Raw genomic sequence first — 17,740 nt, forward strand, 5'->3', positions numbered from 1 at the left:
AATACCTCGAACACTTCTGGAACCAGTGGTCGGGCCCCGACTTCCAGATCGCGACCTCCGCCCTCGAACACCTCACCACCGCCTATGCCCGGCCAGGAGCGTTCACCAGCGCAATCGCCTGGTACCGGGCGGGGCCGGGCATGGTCGCAAGCGCACTCGCCGAAACCCCTCCTGCACCGTCGAAGCGCGTCCCGATCCCGACCTCGGCGCTGTGGCCCGAACACGACCCGATCTTCCCTCGAGCCTGGTCTGACCGACTCGGCGAATTCTTCTCCGACGTGCACCTCGTCCACGCAGACGGCGTCGGCCACTTCACCCCGGTCGAGGCCCCCAACCGGTTCGCCGAGCTGATCAGCCACGCCGCCGCGGCGACGTAGCGGCAGTCCGAGGGAAGCGGTGACGATGAACCGATTCCGTTGATCTTCTTACGGGGCTGCCCGGGTAGGCGAAGTAGACACCTTCGGCGAAGCTACTTCCAGCCTTCACAGGCGCACCACTGACATATCGGCGAGCTATCGCGATATGCCGATAACGGATATTATGACAGTTGCGCTCGAGCAACCTCGGCCCGCGGGCCCTTCATCGAGTGCGAGAGCAGGGATGCCACCACCGCGGCGACACCCGCCGCCGCGGACCCGGCGAGCGGGCTTAGCCCGGGGAAAGGTTTAGCGCGACGCGGATGGTCAGCGCTGCGGCGACTGCGATGATGACCGCGAGGGCTCGCCATCGCGCCGTGGCGGCCCTGTCGCCTTCCATCAGCCCGTCGAGTCCCAGACTCGGGCGAGGTCGAGCGCGATGTCGACGATCATGTCTTCCTGACCTCCGACGAGTCCGCGGTTGCCAACCTCTACCAGGATCTCCCGTGTATCGAGGCCGTGTTCGCGTGCCGCTCGTTCGGCGTGGCGCAGGAAGCTGGAGTACACCCCGGCGCACCCCAGGGTCAGCGTCTCCCGGTCGACCCGGACCGGCCGGTCCTGCAGGGGACGCACGAGGTCCTCGGCGGCGTCCTGCAGGGCGAACAAGCAGCCGGTCATGGAAGCCCTGCGCCGCCTTTCGGGCGACGGGATGATCGACGTCCTGCCCCAGGTCGGATCCAAGGTCGCGACATACGACCTGCGCGAGGTCGAAGACTTTTACCAAATGTTCGGCGGGTTCGAGGGCAGCATCGCCGGCATCGCGGCAACGCGGCGCACCGAGGAGCAGTTGCTCGAGCTCGACCTGATCTCCCAACGGGTCGGGCAGCTACGCACCGACAAGGACGCCGGTGTGCGCGCCCGCGGCTACCGCGTGCTCAACCGGCGTTTTCACGAGGCCATCCATCTCATGGCGCACTCGCGGATCATGGCCGAGACCAGCCGCAAGATGTGGGACTTGTCCGACTTCTTGATCAACACCACCGGTGTGCCCCAACCGTTGAGCTCGGCGCTGAACGAGCGTCACGACGATCACGAAGAGATCCGCGCCGCCCTGCATGCCGGCGACCAGGCCGCCGCCCGCGCCGCGATGGAGCGCCACATCATCGGCACCGTTGTCGTCATCCATGCCGAGACCGCGTCGACCGCCGCTCTCCGCAACAGCTGACGGACACCGCCCCTCCACTCGAAGCTCGAAGAACCGAAGTCTGACCGTCGAGTCCTGCCGTCAGAGCGCACTGCCCGTTCCGCCCTCATGTGCCGTATCGCGGCAAGCAGGCTCGCACCGCCCGCAGAATGCCGTCACAGTGCGCAGCGACCAACGCCGGGATCCTGCCCCCAGTCGGCCAGACCCCGCCCGCCCGGCATCTGCACAGGCGGCCGGTCGCCCATCACGTCACACATGGCAGCCCGGCCCTTCCGGTCGGAGCGCCGCATCCTCCGCCGTCGAAGGAGTCACACCGGTGACCGAACAGCCAGAGCCCGGCTCAGAGCACGCCGCCGGCGTAACCGTCCAGGAGACACCGATCCGAAAGGTCGCCACGCGGTGCTCCGATCCTCGCGATCTGTGCCGGCTTCCAGATCCTCGGCGAGCGGTTCGCCGCAGGGGAGACCCCGGCCCAGGCCGGACTGGGACTGCTCGACGTGACAACCGGCCGCCGCCCGAAGCGTGCTGTCGGCGAGGTCGTCGCCGCCCCCGATCCGGCCCTGCTGCGCTGCCCGCTCACCGGGTTCGAGAACCACCTCGGAGCCACGACGCTGGGGCCGGACGCCACACCCCTCGGCCGGGTCGAGCGAGGCTTCGGCAACGGCGTGGGTGACGGCGCCGAGGGCGCCGTGCAGGGTCGGGTGATCGCCACCTATCTCCACGGACCGGTCCTCGCCCGCAACCCCGAGCTCGCGGACCTGCTGCTGGGGTGGGTGGTCGGCGCACCGCTGCAACCGCTGACGATCCCGGTGATCGACGACCTCCGGTCCCGCCTGCTCCGGCAGCGCTCCCCGCGCGGCTGACCCCCCGCCGGCGGCTCACCAGCCCGACCCGGGCTCAGGCTCTGTAGGAGCCTTTCTCGTCGCGATGTCCACCGCCCGTCCGGGCGGCGACCTCGACAACGCAGGCAGCCGGACCGGCTACATCGGCACTACCATGTCGTGGTCGACGACACAGCTCACCGCTGCCCGGACTTCGCCCGGGACATGCATGACGTGCGAACCGTCTCCGACGGGCGGGCCCTGAGCCGACGGCGGCTTGCCCGGCGCACGGCGAGACAACCGACTACGACCAGCCATCGCGCACCAACGCCGCACCGCACCCCGCCCGCGAGGCCCTGCCGCACGAGAGCGTCCTGTTCCGTGGCTTCCTCGACGGCTTCCGGCATCGGAGGGGCGGCGCGTCAGCGTGTGAGGCCGCGGGTGCGCGATCCCGGTACGGCAGACAGACGTCACGGCACACGAAGGAGCGGGACGGGTGGACGCACAGCGGGTGCTGTTCAGGCACGGCACCGTGGTAACGATGGACCCGGCGATCGGCGACCTCCCGGTCGGCGACGTCCTGGTGTACGGCGACATCATCGAGGCGGTGGACTCCAACCTCGGTGAGGTGGACGCCGAGGTCGTCGACGCGACCGGGAAGATCCTCATTCCCGGGTTCGTCGACACACATCGTCACACCTGGCAGGCCCCGCTGCGCGGAATCGCCGCCGACTGGACCCTCGGCCAGTACATGACGGGGCTGCACCTCGGGCTCAGCGGGCTGTTCCGGCCCGAGGACACCTCCGCGGGCAACCTGCTGGGCGCGGTGGAGGCGCTGGAGAGCGGGATCACCACGCCCGCTCGACTGGTCGCACAACGTGAACACCCCCGAGCACTGTGACGGCGCGGTGGCGGGCCTGCGCGACTCCGGCATCCGCGCGATCTTCGCCCACGGAGGCGGCGCGGACATGTACCAGGTGCCGAGCACCGTCCCGCACGACGAAGACGTTCGGCGGGTCCGGGAGGAGCACTTCTCCTCAGACGATCAACTCGTCACCATGGCGATGGCTCTGCGTGGCCCCCAGTTCGCAACGCTGGACGTCACCGTGCACGACCTGGCACTGGCAAGGGAGCTGGGCCTGCTGGTCACGATGCACGTCGGCGACGGCGAGTGGGGCCGTAGCAGGCCGGTGGGGCGGATGTGCGAGCGCGGGGTGCTCGGGTGCGACATCACCTACGTGCACTGCACACCGTCGCCGACGACGAGCTGCGCATGATCGCCGACTCGGGGGGCAGCGCCTCGCTCTCCCCGGACATCGAAATGCAGATGGGGCACGGCTGGCCTGCCACCGGCCGGCTGATGCAGGTGGGCGTCCGGCCGAGCCTGTCCATCGACACGTGCGTCTCCAACGGCGGCGACATGTTCGGCACGATGCGGATCACGCTCGCCACCCAGCGCGCGCTGGACAACCAGGAGCCGGGCGCCAGCGACCGCCCGGCCGTCACGCTCACCTCGCGCGACGTGCTGTCGTTCGCCACCATCGACGGGGCGCGGGCCTGCGGGCTCGGCCACAAGGTCGGCAGCCTCACGCCGGGCAAGCAGGCCGATATCGTCCTCCTCGCGGCCGACACGCCCGTCCTGTCCCCGATGAACAACCCGGTCGGGCAGGTGGTCTACGCCGCCCACCCCGGCCTCGTCGACACCGTGATGGTTGCCGGGCGCTTCGCCAAGCGCCGCGGATCGATGCTCGGCCAGGTCACCCGCCGGGCCGTCGAGGTCGCGGTAGCCACCCGTGACGCCCTGTTCGAACGCGCCGCACGCACCGAAGCGCTCTCGGATGCGCGCACCGGTGGCGACTGGCAGCCGGCGCCCCTGGTCACGGCGGTCGGATGACGATGGGGGGTGGACCGCCGCCCGATCGGCCACGCGGCCGGGTGCCGGTAAGTGTGTCCTGCCGCGCCAGGTGTCCACCCCAGCTCGGCTGCCGCCTGGTACTCCCCAGCGGCTGGCCGGCTGACGGCATCGCCCCAGGCAGCGCAGGTCTGGCCAACCGGTCAGGCGGGCTGCAGCGGGAGCTCGACGAGGACCGCCGTGCCTTCCCCCGGGTGGCTGGTGACCTCGATCGTCCCGCCCAGGGCCTGCACCCGGTCGCGCAGCCCGATCAGGCCCGAACCTGCGGCGGGATCGGCGCCGCCGACGCCGTCGTCGCGGATCGACAGGTGCAACAGCCCGCCGCGTTCCTCCACCGCGACGTCCGCGTGGGAGGCGTGGGCGTGTTTGGTGGTGTTGGTCAGGGCCTCGGACACCACGTAGTAGGCGGCCACCTCGATCGGCTCCGCGGGGCGGGTTCCGGTGCGGATCTTGACCTCGACCGGGAGCGCGGCGCGACGGGCCAGGGTGCGCAGGGCCGGGCCCAGCCCGCCCTCGGACAGGATCGCCGGGTGGATGCCGCGGGCGATCTCGCGCAGCTCCTCGGTCGCCTCGGTGAGCTCGTCGGTGACCCGGCCGATCTGGGTCTGTAGCTCGGGGAGGTCCGCGGGCACAATGGTCTGGGCCAGGCGCAGTGTGAGGCTGATCGCGACGAGGCGCTGTTGGGTGCCGTCGTGCAGATCGCGCTCGATGCGGCGGCGGGTGCTGTCGGCGGCGGCCACGATCCGCGCCCGCGACGTGGTCAGTGCGGCTTGGGCCTCGGCATTGGCCAGGGCGGTGGCGACCAGCTCGGTGAACCTGGCCAGCCGCGCCTCGGTGTCAGCCAGCAGCGGCTCCGGGCGGTTGGACATCACGCTGATGAACCCCCACAGCCGCCCCTCGACGCTGATCGGCGCGCCGACGATCGAGCGGACGCGCTGCGCGCGGGTGAGGTCGGCGGCCGGGCCGGTGGCCTCGGCGTAGTCGTCGATCCGCGCCGGCCGGCGGGTCCGGAACACCAGCGTGGTCACGTTCCGCCCGCCGAGGCTCCACCGGGTGCCGGTAGGGAAGGGCACGGCGCCGCCGGTGCTGCTCCACGGGGCGAGGGCCGTGGCCGTGCCATCCGGGTCGTAGCGGTTCAGCAGCGCCTGTTCGACGGAGAGCAATTGTCCGACCTCGGCGGCGACCGCGGCGAACACCTCCTCCGGCGGGGTCGCCCGGGCGACCAGGGTCGCGACCTGGCGCAGGGCGGCCTGTTCGTCGGCGAGGCGGCGCAGTTCGTCGCGGCTGTCCTCGAGTTGGGCGCGGCCCTCGGCGTTGGCGATCGCGGTGCCGACGAGTTCGGTGAAACCGGCAAGGCGCTGTTCGGTGTCGGCCGGGAAGAGACCGCGCCGCCCCAGGATGGCGATCATGCCCCACAGCCGTCCCTCGACGATGATCGGAGCCGCGACCCCCGAGCGGATTCCCATCCGGCGGACGGCGTCACCGGCCGCGCCGAAGCCTTGGCCGTAGTCGTCGCAGCGCGCCGGGCGGCCGGTGCGGAGGACCTCCGCAATGGCCAGCGGCGGCTCGGGCTTCCAGCGGCTCCCCACCGCCAACGCGTCGGGGGGGTCGCCGGCGACGGCGAGGACGGTCGCCCTGCCGTCGGGATCGAGGCGGGCGATGGGCGTGGCGTCGGCCCCGAGGACGCTGCTGACCTCGTGCGCGACGGCCGCGAACACCTCGGCTGGTGGTGTCCCGCGGGCGACCAGCGTGGCGACCTGGCGCAGGGCGGCCTGTTCGTCGGCGAGGCGGCGCAGTTCGTCGCGGCTGTCCTCGAGTTGGGCGCGGCCCTCGGCGTTGGCGATCGCGGTGCCGACGAGTTCGGTGAACCCGGCCAGGCGCTGTTCGGTGTCGGCCGGAAGATGCGCGCGCCGGGTGCCGGCGACGATCGCGCCCCAGAGACGCCCCTCGACGGTGATCGGGGTCGCGACCGACGACCGGATTCCGAGCCGGCGGACGGTGGCGTCAACGAACGCGCCGGAGGCGTGGCTGTAGTCGTCGCAGCGGGCCGCGCGGCCGGTGCGCAGGGCGACCGCCAGGGCCAGCGGCGGCTCGATCGTCCAGCGGCTGCCCACCGCCAGATTGTCGGAGTGATCGCCGACGACGGCGAGGACGGTCATCGCGCCGTCGGGATCGAGGCGGCCGATGGTCGCGGCGTCGGCCCCGAGGACGTGGCCGACCTCGTGCGCGACGGCCGCGAACACCTCGCCCGCCGGTTCCCCGCGGGCGACCAGGGTGGCGACCCTCCGCAGCGCGGCCTGCTCCTCGGCGAGGCGGCGCAGTTCGTCGCGACTGTCCTCGAGCTGGGCGCGACCCTCGGCGTTGGCGATCGCGGTGCCGACGAGCTCGGTGAAACCGGCCATGCGCTCTTCGGCGCCGGCCGGAAGTTCCTCGCGACGGGTCCCGGTGCCGATCGCGCCCCACACGCGCCCCTCGACGATGATCGGAGCCGCGACCCCCGACCGGATCCCCAGCCTGCGGAGGCGGTCGCCGTAGGCGCCGGCGACCTGGCTGAAGTCGTCGAGGCGGGCCGGGCGGCCGGTGTGCACGGCGACCGCCAGAGGCAGCGGCGGCTCGATCGTCCAGCGGCTCCCGAGCGGGAACTTGTCAGGAGGGTCGCCGACGCGGGTGAGGACGGTCGCCGCGCCGTCGGGCTCCAGGCGGGCGATGGTCGTGGCATCGGCCCCGAGGACGTGGCCGACCTCCTGCGCGACGGCCGCGAACAATTCGGCCGCCGGTTCCCCGCGGGCGACCAGCGTGGCGACCCGGCGCAGCGCGGCCTGCTCGTCGGCGAGGCGGCGTAGTTCGTCGCGGCTGTCCTCGAGCTGGGCGCGGCCTTCGGCGTTCGCGATCGCGCTGCCGATGAGCTCGGTGAACCCGGCCAGGCGCTCTTCGGTGTCGGCGGGGAACCGCTCGCGCCGCGTCCCGACGGCGATCCCGCCCCACAAACACCCCTCGACGACGATCGGCACCGCGACCCCCGACCGGAATCCCCGCCGGCGGAAGTAGTCGCCGTAGGCGCTGGAGGCTTGGCTGAAGTCGTCGAGGCGGGCCGGGCGGCCGGTGCGCAGCGCCACCGCCAGGGCCAGGGGCGGCTCGGGGGTCCAGCGGCTGCCCACCGGGAACTCGGCGGGGTGTGCGCCGACGCGGGCGAGGACGGTCACGGCGCCGTCGGGCTCGAGGCGGACGATGTTCGTGGCGTCCGCCCCCAGGACGCTGCCGACCTCCTGCGCGACGGCCGCGAACACCTCGGCCGCCGCCACCCCGCCGGCGACCAGCGTGGCGACCCGCCGCAACGCCGCCTGCTCCTCGGCGAGCACCCGGCGCAGCGCCGCCTGCTCGTCGGCGAGCACGTGTAGTTCCTCGCGGCTCGCGGCGTTCGCGGTCGCGAGGGTCTCGGCCTCGCGGGTGCGGCGCGCGGCCAGGCCGACCACGGAGCCGACCGCGCCGGCGACGAGGACGAACGAGACCAGGGCCACCACGTTGGCGGGGTCGGCGACGTTGAAGTCGTCGAGCGGCGGGATGAAGTAGTGATCCAGCAGCACCGCGGCCGCGACCGCGGCGGCCAGCGCCGGAACCAGCCCCCCGACGAGCGCCACGACCACGACGGCGAGCAGGTAGAGCAGGGCCTGGCTGGGCAGGTTGACGACGTCGCGAAGCGGGGCCAACACCAGGGTCAGCAGGGGAAGAACGACCAGCCCGGTCAGCGCCCCGGTGAGCCGGCGCCGAGGGGAGAGCCCTGCCCGTAGTGCAAGCAGCCGTCGTCGGGTCGCGGTGGGCTCCGCGGATGACGATGTGTGCACGTCAAGGTCGCCCTTCCCGTCCGGCGGGTGGCAGTAGCGCCAATGCCCGGTCCGTCAGCGACTGGACCGGCTGCGACGGCCAGCGTCCAGGACGAGCTGGATGGGGTGCTCGGCACGGGCGGAGTCCAGGCAGCGCGGTGGGAATGTGTCGCCGACCACAGCATGGTAGGACCTGGCCACCCGGACGGTCGCGCCTGCGGGCCTCGCTCTCGATGGTTCGGCCATCTGCTCGGTGGGAGTGGTCGATCCGTTCGGCGACAGCCTCGATGTCTTGGAAGGCCTGCCCGCGGAGGCGGTGGTGCCGGCTGAGGGCGACGACCTGGTTGGTCACCTGGTTCGGGGCCTCCGTGTGCGTGCGGTAGTCGATGAGCTGCGGAGGGTGAACATCGCGGACTCCTGGTCGTGAGGTGACGGGGCCAGGTCCTCGGCAGCGCCCGCGTCTGCATTGACAGGGAGCCGTCTCCGTGTAACTTTGGCTAAGCCACTTAGCCAATGGAGGCCACCATGATGGGTCTGAAGCGCGTGTCGACGCCTGGGGTGTCCTGGTCGGTGACGGATGTCCCGGCGTTGGCGACCGCGATCCGGCTGCGCGCGGTCGAGATGGTGGCGCCGCACGGGTTCGGGTATCTGGGTCAGGCGCTGTCGTCCGCAGAGCAGGTTGCGGCGGTCTTCGCGGAGATCCGGCCCGGTAAGGATCGTCTGGTCTGTTCGCCGGGGCACTACATCATTGCGCCGTTCGCAGCGGCGATCGAGTTGGGACTGATGGATCCCGCGGCCCTGACGACCTACGGAGAGGACGGGTCGCCGGTCGAGGCGATCGGGACCGAGAACTCGCCGGTAGTGGACTACACGTGCGGATCGCTGGCGCAAGGTCTGTCAGCCGCGCTCGGCCTGGCTCTGGGCGATCGCCTGCATGGATCCGATGCCCGCACCTTCGTGCTCATCAGTGATGGCGAGATGGAGGAAGGGCAGCTCTGGGAAGCCGCCATCTTCGCCGCGCATCATCGTCTCGGCTCGGTGGTGGTCCTGCTCGACGCCAACAACTCCCAGGTCGACGGGCCGGTCGACTCCATCACGACTCTCGAGCCCATCGCCGACAAGTGGAGGGCATTCGGATGGGGCGTGCACGACATCGACGGACATGATGCGGCCGCGGTCGTCTCGGCGTTGTCGGCAGCGGTCGGGGTGACCGACAAACCGAGCGTCGTCATCGCGCGCACGTCGACGGTGCACGGTCTCGACTGTCTCCCCGAGAACGCCGACGGCCACTTCATCAAGCTGCCACCGGCCCTCGCCGGCGCGGCCCTGCGCGAGCTGACGCGACGGTTGGAGGCCCAGAATGCATGACGCGCCCTATGCGACGGTCCTGAAGCCCTATGGGCGGGCATTGGTCGAGCTCGCCCGCACGCGGGAGGACATCCTGTGCCTCTCGGGGGACCTGTCTCGTCAGTGCGAGGTGGACATTTTCCAGGATGCCATTCCCCAGCGCTTCATTCACGCCGGAATGGCCGAGGCGAACATGATGTCGATGGCCGGTTCGCTCGCACGCCAGGGTTTCGTTCCGTTCGTGCACACCTTCGGTGTGTTCGCAACCCGCCGGCCGTTCGACCAGATCGTGAACGCCATCGCCTACCCCAACCTGCCCGTCAAGATCGTCGGGTTCATGCCGGGGGTCTCGACGCCGGGTGGACCGAGCCACCAGGCCATCGAGGACGTCGCGTTGATGCGTTCCCTCCCGAACATGACGGTCATCGACGTCGCGGACTCCCACGAGATCGCCCAGGCCGTTCGCGCTGTCGCGGAGGTCCCCGGACCCGTCTACATGCGGCTGAAGCGTGGCGAGATCCCGACGATCTTCGACGACGATCACGTCTTGTCGCTCGACCGGGTCCACGTGCTGGCCACCGGTTCCGACGTCACGCTGTTGAGCAGCGGCATGATGCTGCCGGCCACGCTGCAGGCCGCCGCCGCGCTGCGCGAACACGGGCTGTCGGTCGGGGTGATCAATGTCCCCGTGCTCAAGCCGTTCGACGGGCGAGGCGTGCTGGACGCGATCCACGACTGCCCGGCGGTCGTGACCGTGGAGAACCACACCATCGTCGGAGGGCTCGGCTCGGCTGTTGCGGAGACGATCGCCGAAGACGGTCTCGGGACGCGGCTGCGGCGAGTCGGAATTCCGGACACCTTCGCCGAAGGGGCGAAGTCGGGACCGTTCCTTTTCGAGAAGTACGGCCTCTCGACGCAGCACATCGTCAACGCGGCATGGACGGCCCTGCGTCACGAAGGCCCCCCTCCCGCCGTCACGACAGTGGCGGTCGCGCCGGGCGAGTACGCGCCGGTGTGATCGTCCGTCCGCCTCAGCATCTGGACCACAGGAAGGAGACGTCATGAGTGCCATCAGCATCGCCTCGCCGGGCGCCGTCATGGGAGTCGACTGGGAAGAACGGGTCGACTTCGGGCGGCTCCGCACCGAACGACTGGCGCGAGCCCACGCCGCCCTCGAATCGTCGGAGCTCGGGGCGCTCGTGCTCTTCGACCAGAACAACATCCGCTACACGACGGCGACCCACATCGGGAACTGGGCTCGCGACAAGCTGTTCCGCTGTGTCCTGCTCATGCGGGGACGCGACCCGATCCTGTGGGACATCGGGTCGGCGGCCCGGCGGCACAAGGCGCACGCCGGCTGGCTGCCGGAGTCCAGCTGGCAAGCAGGCATCTCGAGCTGGCGCGGATCCATCCCCGAGCAGGTCGGCGTCGAGACGGGCAACGCGAAGCGGGTCGCCGACCTCCTGCGGGAGAACGGACTCGCCGGCGATCCGGTGGGCATCGATGTCGTCGAGATCCCGGTCCTGCGCGCTCTCGAGGGCGAGGGTCTTCGCATCGTCAACGGCCAAGAGCTCATGCAGCAAGCTCGTAAGATCAAGACAGTCGACGAGATCGCCCTGCTGAACCACTCGGCCGGCATGGTCGACGCCGCCTACGACGAGCTCTACCGCTTCCTCCGCATCGGCACCAGGGAGAACGACACGGTCGCCTTGGTCAACAAGGTCCTCTACGAGCTCGGTTCCGAGGAGGTCGAGGCGGTCAACGCGATCTCCGGCGAACGGTGCAGCCCGCACCCGCACGTCTTCAGCGACCGCATGACGCGACCCGGGGACACCGCGTACTTCGACATCATCCACTCGTTCAACGGCTACCGGACGTGCTACTACCGCACGCTGAATGTCGGCAGCTCCACGGCCGCCCAGCGCGACGCCTACAACAGGGCGCGTGAGGCGATCGACCAGGCCATCTCGGTCGTCCGCCCGGGAGCGTCGAGCGCGGACGTTGCGCTGGCCCTGCCGAGCGCCACCGACCTGGGCTACACGAGTGAGGAAGAGGCCTTCGGACTGCAGTACTGCCACGGAGTCGGGCTGTCGGTCTGGGAGCAGCCGCTGATCAGTCGCTACCACTCGATCGAACACCCGGTGCCCATCGAGGAGGGCATGGTCTTCGCCCTCGAGACCTACTGGCCGACGAAGGACGGTGCGTCGGCCGCCAGGATCGAGGAGGAGGTGGTCGTGACCGCCGATGGAGCCGAGGTCATCACCCGGTTCCCCGCCGATCAGCTCCTGGTCGCCGGCACGCGGTATTGGAACGGCTTCAACTTCGCCGTCGACCGGAGCGACCGCGACGCCGTCGACGCGGTCCCGGAGACGAAGGAGCTTTCCGCATGAGCGATCGGATCGGGTGGATCGGGACCGGCCGCATGGGAGCCGCGATGGTGAGACGGCTGCTGGACGCGGGGTACGAGGTCACCGTCTGGAATCGCACGACCGTCAAGACCGAGCCGTTGGCGGCTGCCGGCGCGACGGTCGCCGAGGACAAGATCGAACTCGCTGCGCTCGATGTCGTCTTCGTCATGGTGAGCACGTCCTCGGACCTCGAGGACGTACTCCTCGGCGAGGACGGTCTGCTGGCCGGCCCGGCCCGGCCCGAGGTCGTCGTCGACTGCTCCACGGTGTCGGGTGATGTCTCCGCCGCGTTGCGGCACACGCTCGCCGGCATGGGTGTCGGATTCGTCGGGGCGCCGGTCAGCGGCAACCCGAACGTCGTCGCGGCAGGCAACTGCTGCATCGTCGCGTCCGGTGCGCCCTCGGCTTTCGAGGGCGTCCGGCCGCTCCTTGCGGCTGTCGCCGGGACTGTCGTGTATGCCGGACCCGAGGACCAGAGCCGCCTGGTCAAGCTGTGCCACAACCTCTACCTGGGAATCGCCGTCCAGGCCCTGGTCGAGGTCGTCACCCTGGCAGAGAAGGGCGGTACGAGCCGCGAGGCCTTCCTGGAGTTCCTGAACGGAACGATCGTGTCCTCGGACTGGGTGCGGCTCCGCACGCCGGCCATCGTGGCTCGCGACTGGACGCCGACCTTCACGACGGAGCTCCTGCGCAAGGACTTCGACCTGGGTCTCGCCGAGGCGCGCTCGCGTGAGGTCCCGCTGCCCCTGGGGGCCGCGGTTCATCAGCTCGTGCAGTCGGCGATCGGTACGGGCCGACGGGACGACGACTTCCTCTCGCTCTACGAGCAGCAGGCAGGCAACGCCGGCCTTGCGAGCGCGACGACTGCCGATGCGCGCAACGCTCCAAGTACGTCGCCACGCACTGGTGCACCGGAACCACCACGAGGACAGGAATCGCGATCATGACGTACTCAGCGGACACGACCCGTGTGGGCTTCATGGGACTCGGACGTCTCGGACGACCCATCGCGACGAACCTGGCAACGGACGGCTACGCCGTCACCGGGTTCGACCCTGATCCGGCCGCCCGCGCACGTATGGGATCCAGCGCCGTGCGGGTGACCCCCGAGGCGTCCCAGTGCGCGGCCTCGTCGCAGGTTCTGATCACGTGTCTGCGCGGATCGGACGACGTTCACGCGACCCTCGACCTGCTCTCTCGCGCAGGGTCCCTGGTCGGGATCGAGGCGCTGCTGGACCTCAGCACGATCTCGCCGGGTGACTCCGAGAGCCTCGCGCGGCGGCTGGGCGAAGAGGGAGTGTCCTATCTGCGGGTGACGGTCAGCGGAAGTGCGCAGGCCGCTGCGGCTCGGCAGATCAGCCTGATGTGCTCGGGGGACCACGAGCACTACAAGCGATGCGCGCCCATCCTGGACTCGGTGGGGCGCAGCCACATGTGGCTCGGCCCCGAAGAGGAGGCGAAGGCGGCGAAGGTCGCTGTCAACATGCTCGTCGGTGTCGGGCTGGCCTCGCTCATCGAGTCCGTGCGGCTGGCCGAGGGCATGGGGATCGACCGTCAGAAGTTCCTCGACGTGGTCGCGCAGAGCGCCGTCTCATCACCGTTCTTCCACGCGAAGACGCCCGCGCTGGTCAACCGCGACTACACACCGGCTGCATCACTGGCCCTGATGGTGAAGGACCTGGAGCTCGCGGCCGCCGTGTCGGCGGACGTCGGGACGACTCTGCCTCTCACCGATTTCACCCGAGCTCTGTACGCCGCCTGTGACGCGCAAGGCTGGGCCGAACGGGATTTCGCCTGTCTCGACGAGTTGTACGACCAGCCTGACAAGCTGCCCGGCGCCGGCGAATAAGGAGACGACATGCCCATCGTCACGAAGCAGGACTGGTCGAGAGCATCCGTGCCCTGGGCCTTCGAGGGACACGCACGCGAGTACGACCGACTCACGATGGTCGGCCCCGAGGTCGGCAGGTCCATTCACACCGATCTCGGCATCGGCCGGTTGCGCCCGGGCGGCCGGGTCGACCTACACGTGCATTCTTACGAGGAAGCCGTCTACGTCCTTGACGGCACGGTGAACATGCAGATCGGCGGCAAGGCCTATCTGCTCGAACGCGGGGACTATGCCTTCATACCGCTCGGCTGCGTGCACGGCTTCGCGAACGTCTCCGAGACCGAGACGCGGTGGCTGGACGTCAACAGCCCGGTAGCCCTCCGTCAGGAGTCGGGCCGCCGCGACACGTTCTTCCCCCGTGCGGACGGAGACCTCTTCGCCGAGGCGCAGCCCCCCGACTTCACCGACCCGACCCTGGTGCTCGTCGGTCATTACGACGGGACCGAACCCGATCATGTCTCGGCGGCCACCGGCATCGAAGCCCGTGGTCGGAGCTCGGCAGGTATGGACACCGCGGTGCTCGCCTACAGCGGAATCTCGGTGAAGATGATGGTGGACGAGCGGCGGGGCGCCAACCTGCTGAACATGTTCATGGTCGACTACGAGGTCAACGGCGCGGCGCAGGTGCACGACCACCCTTTCGAAGAGGCCTACTTCTTCCTCGACGGCGACACCGAGTTCGAGCTCGACGGGGTCAAGCACAAGGTCGAGCCCGGGGACGTGGCGTGGGCGGGGGTGGGAGAGACGCACGCGTGTTTCAACACGTCCGGCGGCCGGGTGCGGTGGATCGAGACCCAGTCTCCGCTGCCTCCGGCCAGGCATTCCTACAGATGGCCGGCGGACTGGCACCGTTTCGAGCGTGCACTCTCCACGAAGGGAAGAACAAGTGCTTGACCACTACGTCGTGTTCCGTGCCCGTCCGGGTAAGGAGAAGGAAATCGCTGCAGCCCTGCAGGATTTCGGGAGCGCTATCGAGAAGGACATGCCATGCCTACTTGAGTTCACCTGGGGTCCGAACATCAATCAAGGGGGCCTGGACCGCGGCTTCACCCATGGCTGCTTCGCCCGCCTGACGACGGAAGCCTCATTGAAAGAGGAATACTGGATCCATCCGGCGCATCAGGTGTTGCTCGGGCTGCTCGACGACCTGTGTGACGAGCGATTCGCCCTGGATTACCGCGTCGACGACGTGATCGGGCGAGGATGAGCGTCGTGCTGGACGGGCGTGAACGCGTGAGCTGTCACCTCAATGGTCGAACGGGGTGGGTTGTCATGTCGCGCCCGCCGAAGAACCTCATCGACGAGCAACTGGCCGTGGACATGCTGGACGCGCTGCGGGCGCAGGAGAGTCGGACCGACGTGGACGCCATCGTCCTGGCCGGTTCCGGCGACGTCTTCTGCGGCGGCGCCGACGCCGCTGCCGTCCGCCGGTCCGGCCGCGCCGAACAGTTCGCCGAGGCGGTGGGCGAGCTCTTCGCGTTCTTCGCACAGTCGCGGAAGCCGATCGTCGGAGCCGTCCACGGCGATGCCCTCGCGGGGGGCTTCGGCCTGATGTGCAGCTGCGACGTCGTCGTCCTCGGCGCCGGAGCCAGGGTGGGGACGATCGAAGCGCAGTTCGGGGCCTGGCCGATGCTCGCCCAGGTCCCGGTGGCCCGGCGACTGCCTGAGAAGGCGGCCATCCGCAATGCGCTCACCGGTGAGCCGTTCACGGCCGGGCAGGCACTGGGCCTGGGTGTGGTCGACGAGGTCGTCGCGACCGATGACGTCCACGACCGTGCCGACCACTGGGCTCGGCGAGTTGCCGTCTCCGGGGCGGCGTGCGCCATCGGTCGTCCGCTGTTCTTCCAGGGCCGTGACCAGGACTACTTGCAAGCGCTGAAGGACGCTCAACATGCCCTCGCCCGCTCGTTCACCGCGGCCGCCGATTAGGGCCGGATCGACAGGGCAGGCCACGTGGGATCCGGTGAGTACTGTGATCGCTCATGTCGACGTACGAGGGAGACGGAGCAGACGTGCCTGAGTCGGGTGGTGACAACACCGCTGCGCCCAACCGGGTCCCGGTCGACATGAGTTCGGCCCGGCAGATCGTCGTGCGGCGTCTGTCCGACGAGGTGGCCGAGAGCATTCGCGCCTTCATCGTCGACAAGGGGCTGGCCGAGGGCACCCGACTTCCCTCCGAGCGCGCCCTGGCCGAGCAGTTCGGCGCCAGCCGTCCGACCGTGAGCCAAGCGTTGCGGACGCTGTCCCTCATGGGGCTCGTCGAGACGCGCCGGGGGTCGGGCGCGTACGTCCTGAGGCAGCCCGACCTCTCGATCGCTGCCTCGGTGAACCTGATGCTCGAGCTCGACGGCAAGAGTGTGGCCCGGCTGGCGGAACTGCGGCTGTGGCTCGAGACGCTGGGCGCGAGAGAGGCCGCGGAGCGCATCGATGACGAGGCCAAGCTCCTCCGAGCGCGGACGGCACTCGAGCGGCTGCGCGCCAGCGTCGGCGAGACCTCGACCTGGATCGCCGCGGACACGATCTTCCACGCAACCATCGTGGGCCTGGCCGGGAACCCGTATCTGACGTCGATCTACGAGGGCGTTCACAACGCTCTGATCAGCTTCGAGTACCGGCCCTGGGTCGAGAACGACGAGGTTCCCCACTGGCTGCGGCCCGAGGAGGCCGCAGCTCAGGTGGCCTTGCACGAGCCGATCGTCGCCGGAATCGAGAGCCGTGATCCCGAGGCCACCACCCGAGCGGTGCTACACCATCACAAGGCGATGCTCCGACACCTCGGCAGCCGGGCCTAGCGTCTCGTGATCCTGAAACTCCTACACCGGCTCGACTTGGGCTCCACTCCGAGCGCGGCCTTAAAATCTTGATCCACAGGTATTGACCATTGCTCCATCACAAGGCCGATGAGAAATCAATCGTCCAGCGATCCGCCGCGAAGACCCACCAGTGCCCAGGCGAGCTTCCGGGCAATGGGACACCGAGGGTTCGAACAGCCACAGTCGCATCACAGGCCGCCTACATGGGCCTCAGATGAACGGCTGGCACCCTTTGCTTAGCTACCCAAGTAAGAGGAGTGCCATCATGCACGATCACGACCCGACAAGCCCCCACGAGACCCTTCCCGCTCGCCCCGTTTCGAGCACGACGTCAGGGGCACCGGTTGCTGGAAATTCCGGCGGTGGCGGCGTCGCGCCACCTTCCCCACCAGCGTCTTCTCCGGACTCGTCGGCCTCGGTAACCATGGCCGAGAAGCTACACCGGCCAAAGGTACGGCGATTGATGCCGAACAGAAGAAGCGGGCGGATCGTGGCCGCTGCGCTGATGTGCGCGGTGATCGGACTCTCCGCCGCTTGCGCCACGTCCCCCTCGGCAACAGCCACATCCCCCTCGGTAACAGCAGGCGGCGGGGGATCCAACGCTCGGTCTGGACCGGCCTCAGGGGGAGCGTCCGGAACGGTCGACAGCTTGACCACGTCGAGCTTCTCGCTCACGACATCAGCGGGTCAGAAGGTGACCGTCGACGAGGCGTCCTCCACGGCATACCAGAAGGGGACGAGCTCGACCTCGGCAAGTGCCATCACAACAGGCGAAGACGTCCTCGTACTGGGGACGACCAGCGGAACGACCATCACGGCGACGCAGGTCATCGTGCAACCGGCCGGCGGATCTGCGACTTCCTCGGCAGCAGGGGTGATCCCCTTCCAGCGCGGAGCACCGACCACGTCGAAGCAGGTCGGTCAGATCCCGGCGAACTACAGTGAGGGGTCGGGGACGATCGTCAGCGGTACGACAGCGAATCAGGCGACGAAAGCTGCGCTGGCCGCCTACCCGGGGGGCGTCGTCGACCGTGTCGTGCAGCTGAGCAACGGCGAGTACGAGGTCCACTACATCGGGGTCAACTGGCCGCACCACATCTTCGTCAACCAGGACTTCACGGTCGCGGGCGCCGAGTAGCCGCCACGGTAGAGCGGACATCAGCTCGG

Annotated in this window: 19 protein-coding genes and 1 pseudogene; 17 read left to right on the top strand and 3 right to left on the bottom strand. The window is 69.6% G+C overall.

What is annotated here, in order from left to right:
* On the top strand, window positions 1–377 hold a 377-nt coding region (locus JWR81_RS07895; RefSeq protein ID WP_297648826.1), incomplete at its 5' end, for an alpha/beta hydrolase.
* 378 nt (window positions 378–755) lie between these two features.
* Here JWR81_RS07895 and JWR81_RS07900 read toward each other — a convergent pair.
* Entirely contained in the window at window positions 756–1,022 is a 267-nt protein-coding gene (locus tag JWR81_RS07900; RefSeq protein WP_297648829.1) for a hypothetical protein, read from the bottom strand.
* Between the two features lie 10 nt (window positions 1,023–1,032).
* Here JWR81_RS07900 and JWR81_RS07905 point away from each other — a divergent pair, with 10 nt between their 5' ends.
* The 5 genes and pseudogenes from JWR81_RS07905 (at window position 1,033) to JWR81_RS07925 (ending at window position 4,275) form a co-directional block, all read left to right on the top strand.
* Window positions 1,033–1,581: a GntR family transcriptional regulator gene (locus tag JWR81_RS07905; RefSeq protein WP_297648832.1), complete on the top strand. Its 549-nt coding sequence runs from the start codon at window positions 1,033–1,035 to the stop codon at window positions 1,579–1,581.
* 383 nt (window positions 1,582–1,964) lie between these two features.
* Window positions 1,965–2,423: pseudogene (locus tag JWR81_RS07910) on the top strand (glutamine amidotransferase); the annotation flags it as partial.
* 499 nt (window positions 2,424–2,922) lie between these two features.
* Window positions 2,923–3,282, top strand: a complete 360-nt coding sequence (locus JWR81_RS07915; protein ID WP_297648835.1) for an amidohydrolase family protein — start codon at window positions 2,923–2,925, stop codon at window positions 3,280–3,282.
* Entirely contained in the window at window positions 3,260–3,658 is a 399-nt protein-coding gene (locus tag JWR81_RS07920; RefSeq protein WP_297648838.1) for a hypothetical protein, read from the top strand. The genes JWR81_RS07915 and JWR81_RS07920 overlap by 23 nt, the downstream gene beginning before the upstream one ends.
* The gene (locus tag JWR81_RS07925) at window positions 3,655–4,275 is read left to right on the top strand and encodes an amidohydrolase family protein (protein WP_297648846.1); all 621 of its coding nucleotides are present in this window, start codon (window positions 3,655–3,657) and stop codon (window positions 4,273–4,275) included. Before JWR81_RS07920 ends, JWR81_RS07925 begins: the two co-directional genes overlap by 4 nt.
* Window positions 4,276–4,436: 161 nt before the next feature.
* On the opposite strand, the gene JWR81_RS07930 is transcribed toward JWR81_RS07925, so the two are convergent.
* Window positions 4,437–8,135 carry a GAF domain-containing sensor histidine kinase gene (locus JWR81_RS07930; RefSeq protein WP_297648850.1) on the bottom strand — a complete coding sequence of 1,233 codons (3,699 nt, stop codon included), beginning with the start codon at window positions 8,133–8,135 and terminating at the stop codon, window positions 4,437–4,439.
* 238 nt (window positions 8,136–8,373) lie between these two features.
* On the opposite strand from JWR81_RS07930, the gene JWR81_RS07935 reads away from it, so the two are divergent.
* From JWR81_RS07935 to JWR81_RS07980, 10 genes are all read left to right on the top strand, one after another.
* Window positions 8,374–8,541 carry a hypothetical protein gene (locus tag JWR81_RS07935; protein ID WP_297648853.1) on the top strand — a complete coding sequence of 56 codons (168 nt, stop codon included), beginning with the start codon at window positions 8,374–8,376 and terminating at the stop codon, window positions 8,539–8,541.
* A gap of 98 nt (window positions 8,542–8,639) precedes the next feature.
* Window positions 8,640–9,482, top strand: a complete 843-nt coding sequence (locus JWR81_RS07940; RefSeq protein ID WP_297648856.1) for a 1-deoxy-D-xylulose-5-phosphate synthase N-terminal domain-containing protein — start codon at window positions 8,640–8,642, stop codon at window positions 9,480–9,482.
* Window positions 9,475–10,479: a transketolase C-terminal domain-containing protein gene (locus JWR81_RS07945; protein ID WP_297648859.1), complete on the top strand. Its 1,005-nt coding sequence runs from the start codon at window positions 9,475–9,477 to the stop codon at window positions 10,477–10,479. The genes JWR81_RS07940 and JWR81_RS07945 overlap by 8 nt, the downstream gene beginning before the upstream one ends.
* A gap of 43 nt (window positions 10,480–10,522) precedes the next feature.
* Window positions 10,523–11,851: a Xaa-Pro peptidase family protein gene (locus tag JWR81_RS07950; RefSeq protein WP_297648863.1), complete on the top strand. Its 1,329-nt coding sequence runs from the start codon at window positions 10,523–10,525 to the stop codon at window positions 11,849–11,851.
* On the top strand, window positions 11,848–12,816 hold the full coding sequence (locus JWR81_RS07955) for an NAD(P)-dependent oxidoreductase (protein ID WP_297648866.1): 969 nt from the start codon (window positions 11,848–11,850) through the stop codon (window positions 12,814–12,816). Before JWR81_RS07950 ends, JWR81_RS07955 begins: the two co-directional genes overlap by 4 nt.
* Window positions 12,817–12,848: 32 nt before the next feature.
* Complete coding sequence (locus tag JWR81_RS07960) at window positions 12,849–13,718, top strand: NAD(P)-dependent oxidoreductase (protein ID WP_297648886.1); 870 nt, start codon at window positions 12,849–12,851, stop codon at window positions 13,716–13,718.
* A gap of 9 nt (window positions 13,719–13,727) precedes the next feature.
* Window positions 13,728–14,654 (top strand): cupin domain-containing protein, encoded by a 927-nt coding sequence (locus JWR81_RS07965; RefSeq protein ID WP_297648869.1) that lies wholly within the window; start codon window positions 13,728–13,730, stop codon window positions 14,652–14,654.
* On the top strand, window positions 14,647–14,967 hold the full coding sequence (locus tag JWR81_RS07970) for a Dabb family protein (RefSeq protein ID WP_297648872.1): 321 nt from the start codon (window positions 14,647–14,649) through the stop codon (window positions 14,965–14,967). Before JWR81_RS07965 ends, JWR81_RS07970 begins: the two co-directional genes overlap by 8 nt.
* Before the next feature lie 65 nt (window positions 14,968–15,032).
* Entirely contained in the window at window positions 15,033–15,689 is a 657-nt protein-coding gene (locus JWR81_RS07975; RefSeq protein WP_297648875.1) for an enoyl-CoA hydratase/isomerase family protein, read from the top strand.
* An 83-nt stretch (window positions 15,690–15,772) separates the two neighbouring features.
* A complete protein-coding gene (locus JWR81_RS07980) occupies window positions 15,773–16,552 on the top strand; it encodes a FadR/GntR family transcriptional regulator (protein WP_297648877.1) in 780 nt (259 codons plus the stop codon).
* A 294-nt stretch (window positions 16,553–16,846) separates the two neighbouring features.
* On the opposite strand, the gene JWR81_RS07985 is transcribed toward JWR81_RS07980, so the two are convergent.
* Window positions 16,847–17,248, bottom strand: a complete 402-nt coding sequence (locus JWR81_RS07985; RefSeq protein ID WP_297648880.1) for a hypothetical protein — start codon at window positions 17,246–17,248, stop codon at window positions 16,847–16,849.
* Window positions 17,249–17,267: 19 nt separating this feature from the next.
* Between JWR81_RS07985 and JWR81_RS07990 the strand changes: the two genes are divergently transcribed.
* The gene (locus JWR81_RS07990) at window positions 17,268–17,711 is read left to right on the top strand and encodes a hypothetical protein (protein ID WP_297648883.1); all 444 of its coding nucleotides are present in this window, start codon (window positions 17,268–17,270) and stop codon (window positions 17,709–17,711) included.
* Window positions 17,712–17,740: the final 29 nt, after the last annotated feature.

The sequence above is a fragment of the Pseudonocardia sp. genome, assembly GCF_025965585.1.
Taxonomy (GTDB): domain Bacteria; phylum Actinomycetota; class Actinomycetes; order Mycobacteriales; family Pseudonocardiaceae; genus Pseudonocardia.

What these genes read in the sequence shown, in the direction of transcription:
- JWR81_RS07905 (WP_297648832.1), top strand. Translation starts at nt 1,033, where the DNA reads ATGGAAGCCCTGCGCCGCCTTTCGGGCGACGGGATGATCGACGTCCTG.
- JWR81_RS07915 (WP_297648835.1), top strand. Translation starts at nt 2,923, where the DNA reads ATGGACCCGGCGATCGGCGACCTCCCGGTCGGCGACGTCCTGGTGTAC.
- JWR81_RS07925 (WP_297648846.1), top strand. Translation starts at nt 3,655, where the DNA reads ATGATCGCCGACTCGGGGGGCAGCGCCTCGCTCTCCCCGGACATCGAA.
- JWR81_RS07940 (WP_297648856.1), top strand. Translation starts at nt 8,640, where the DNA reads ATGATGGGTCTGAAGCGCGTGTCGACGCCTGGGGTGTCCTGGTCGGTG.
- JWR81_RS07945 (WP_297648859.1), top strand. Translation starts at nt 9,475, where the DNA reads ATGCATGACGCGCCCTATGCGACGGTCCTGAAGCCCTATGGGCGGGCA.
- JWR81_RS07950 (WP_297648863.1), top strand. Translation starts at nt 10,523, where the DNA reads ATGAGTGCCATCAGCATCGCCTCGCCGGGCGCCGTCATGGGAGTCGAC.
- JWR81_RS07955 (WP_297648866.1), top strand. Translation starts at nt 11,848, where the DNA reads ATGAGCGATCGGATCGGGTGGATCGGGACCGGCCGCATGGGAGCCGCG.
- JWR81_RS07960 (WP_297648886.1), top strand. Translation starts at nt 12,849, where the DNA reads ATGGGACTCGGACGTCTCGGACGACCCATCGCGACGAACCTGGCAACG.
- JWR81_RS07965 (WP_297648869.1), top strand. Translation starts at nt 13,728, where the DNA reads ATGCCCATCGTCACGAAGCAGGACTGGTCGAGAGCATCCGTGCCCTGG.
- JWR81_RS07975 (WP_297648875.1), top strand. Translation starts at nt 15,033, where the DNA reads ATGTCGCGCCCGCCGAAGAACCTCATCGACGAGCAACTGGCCGTGGAC.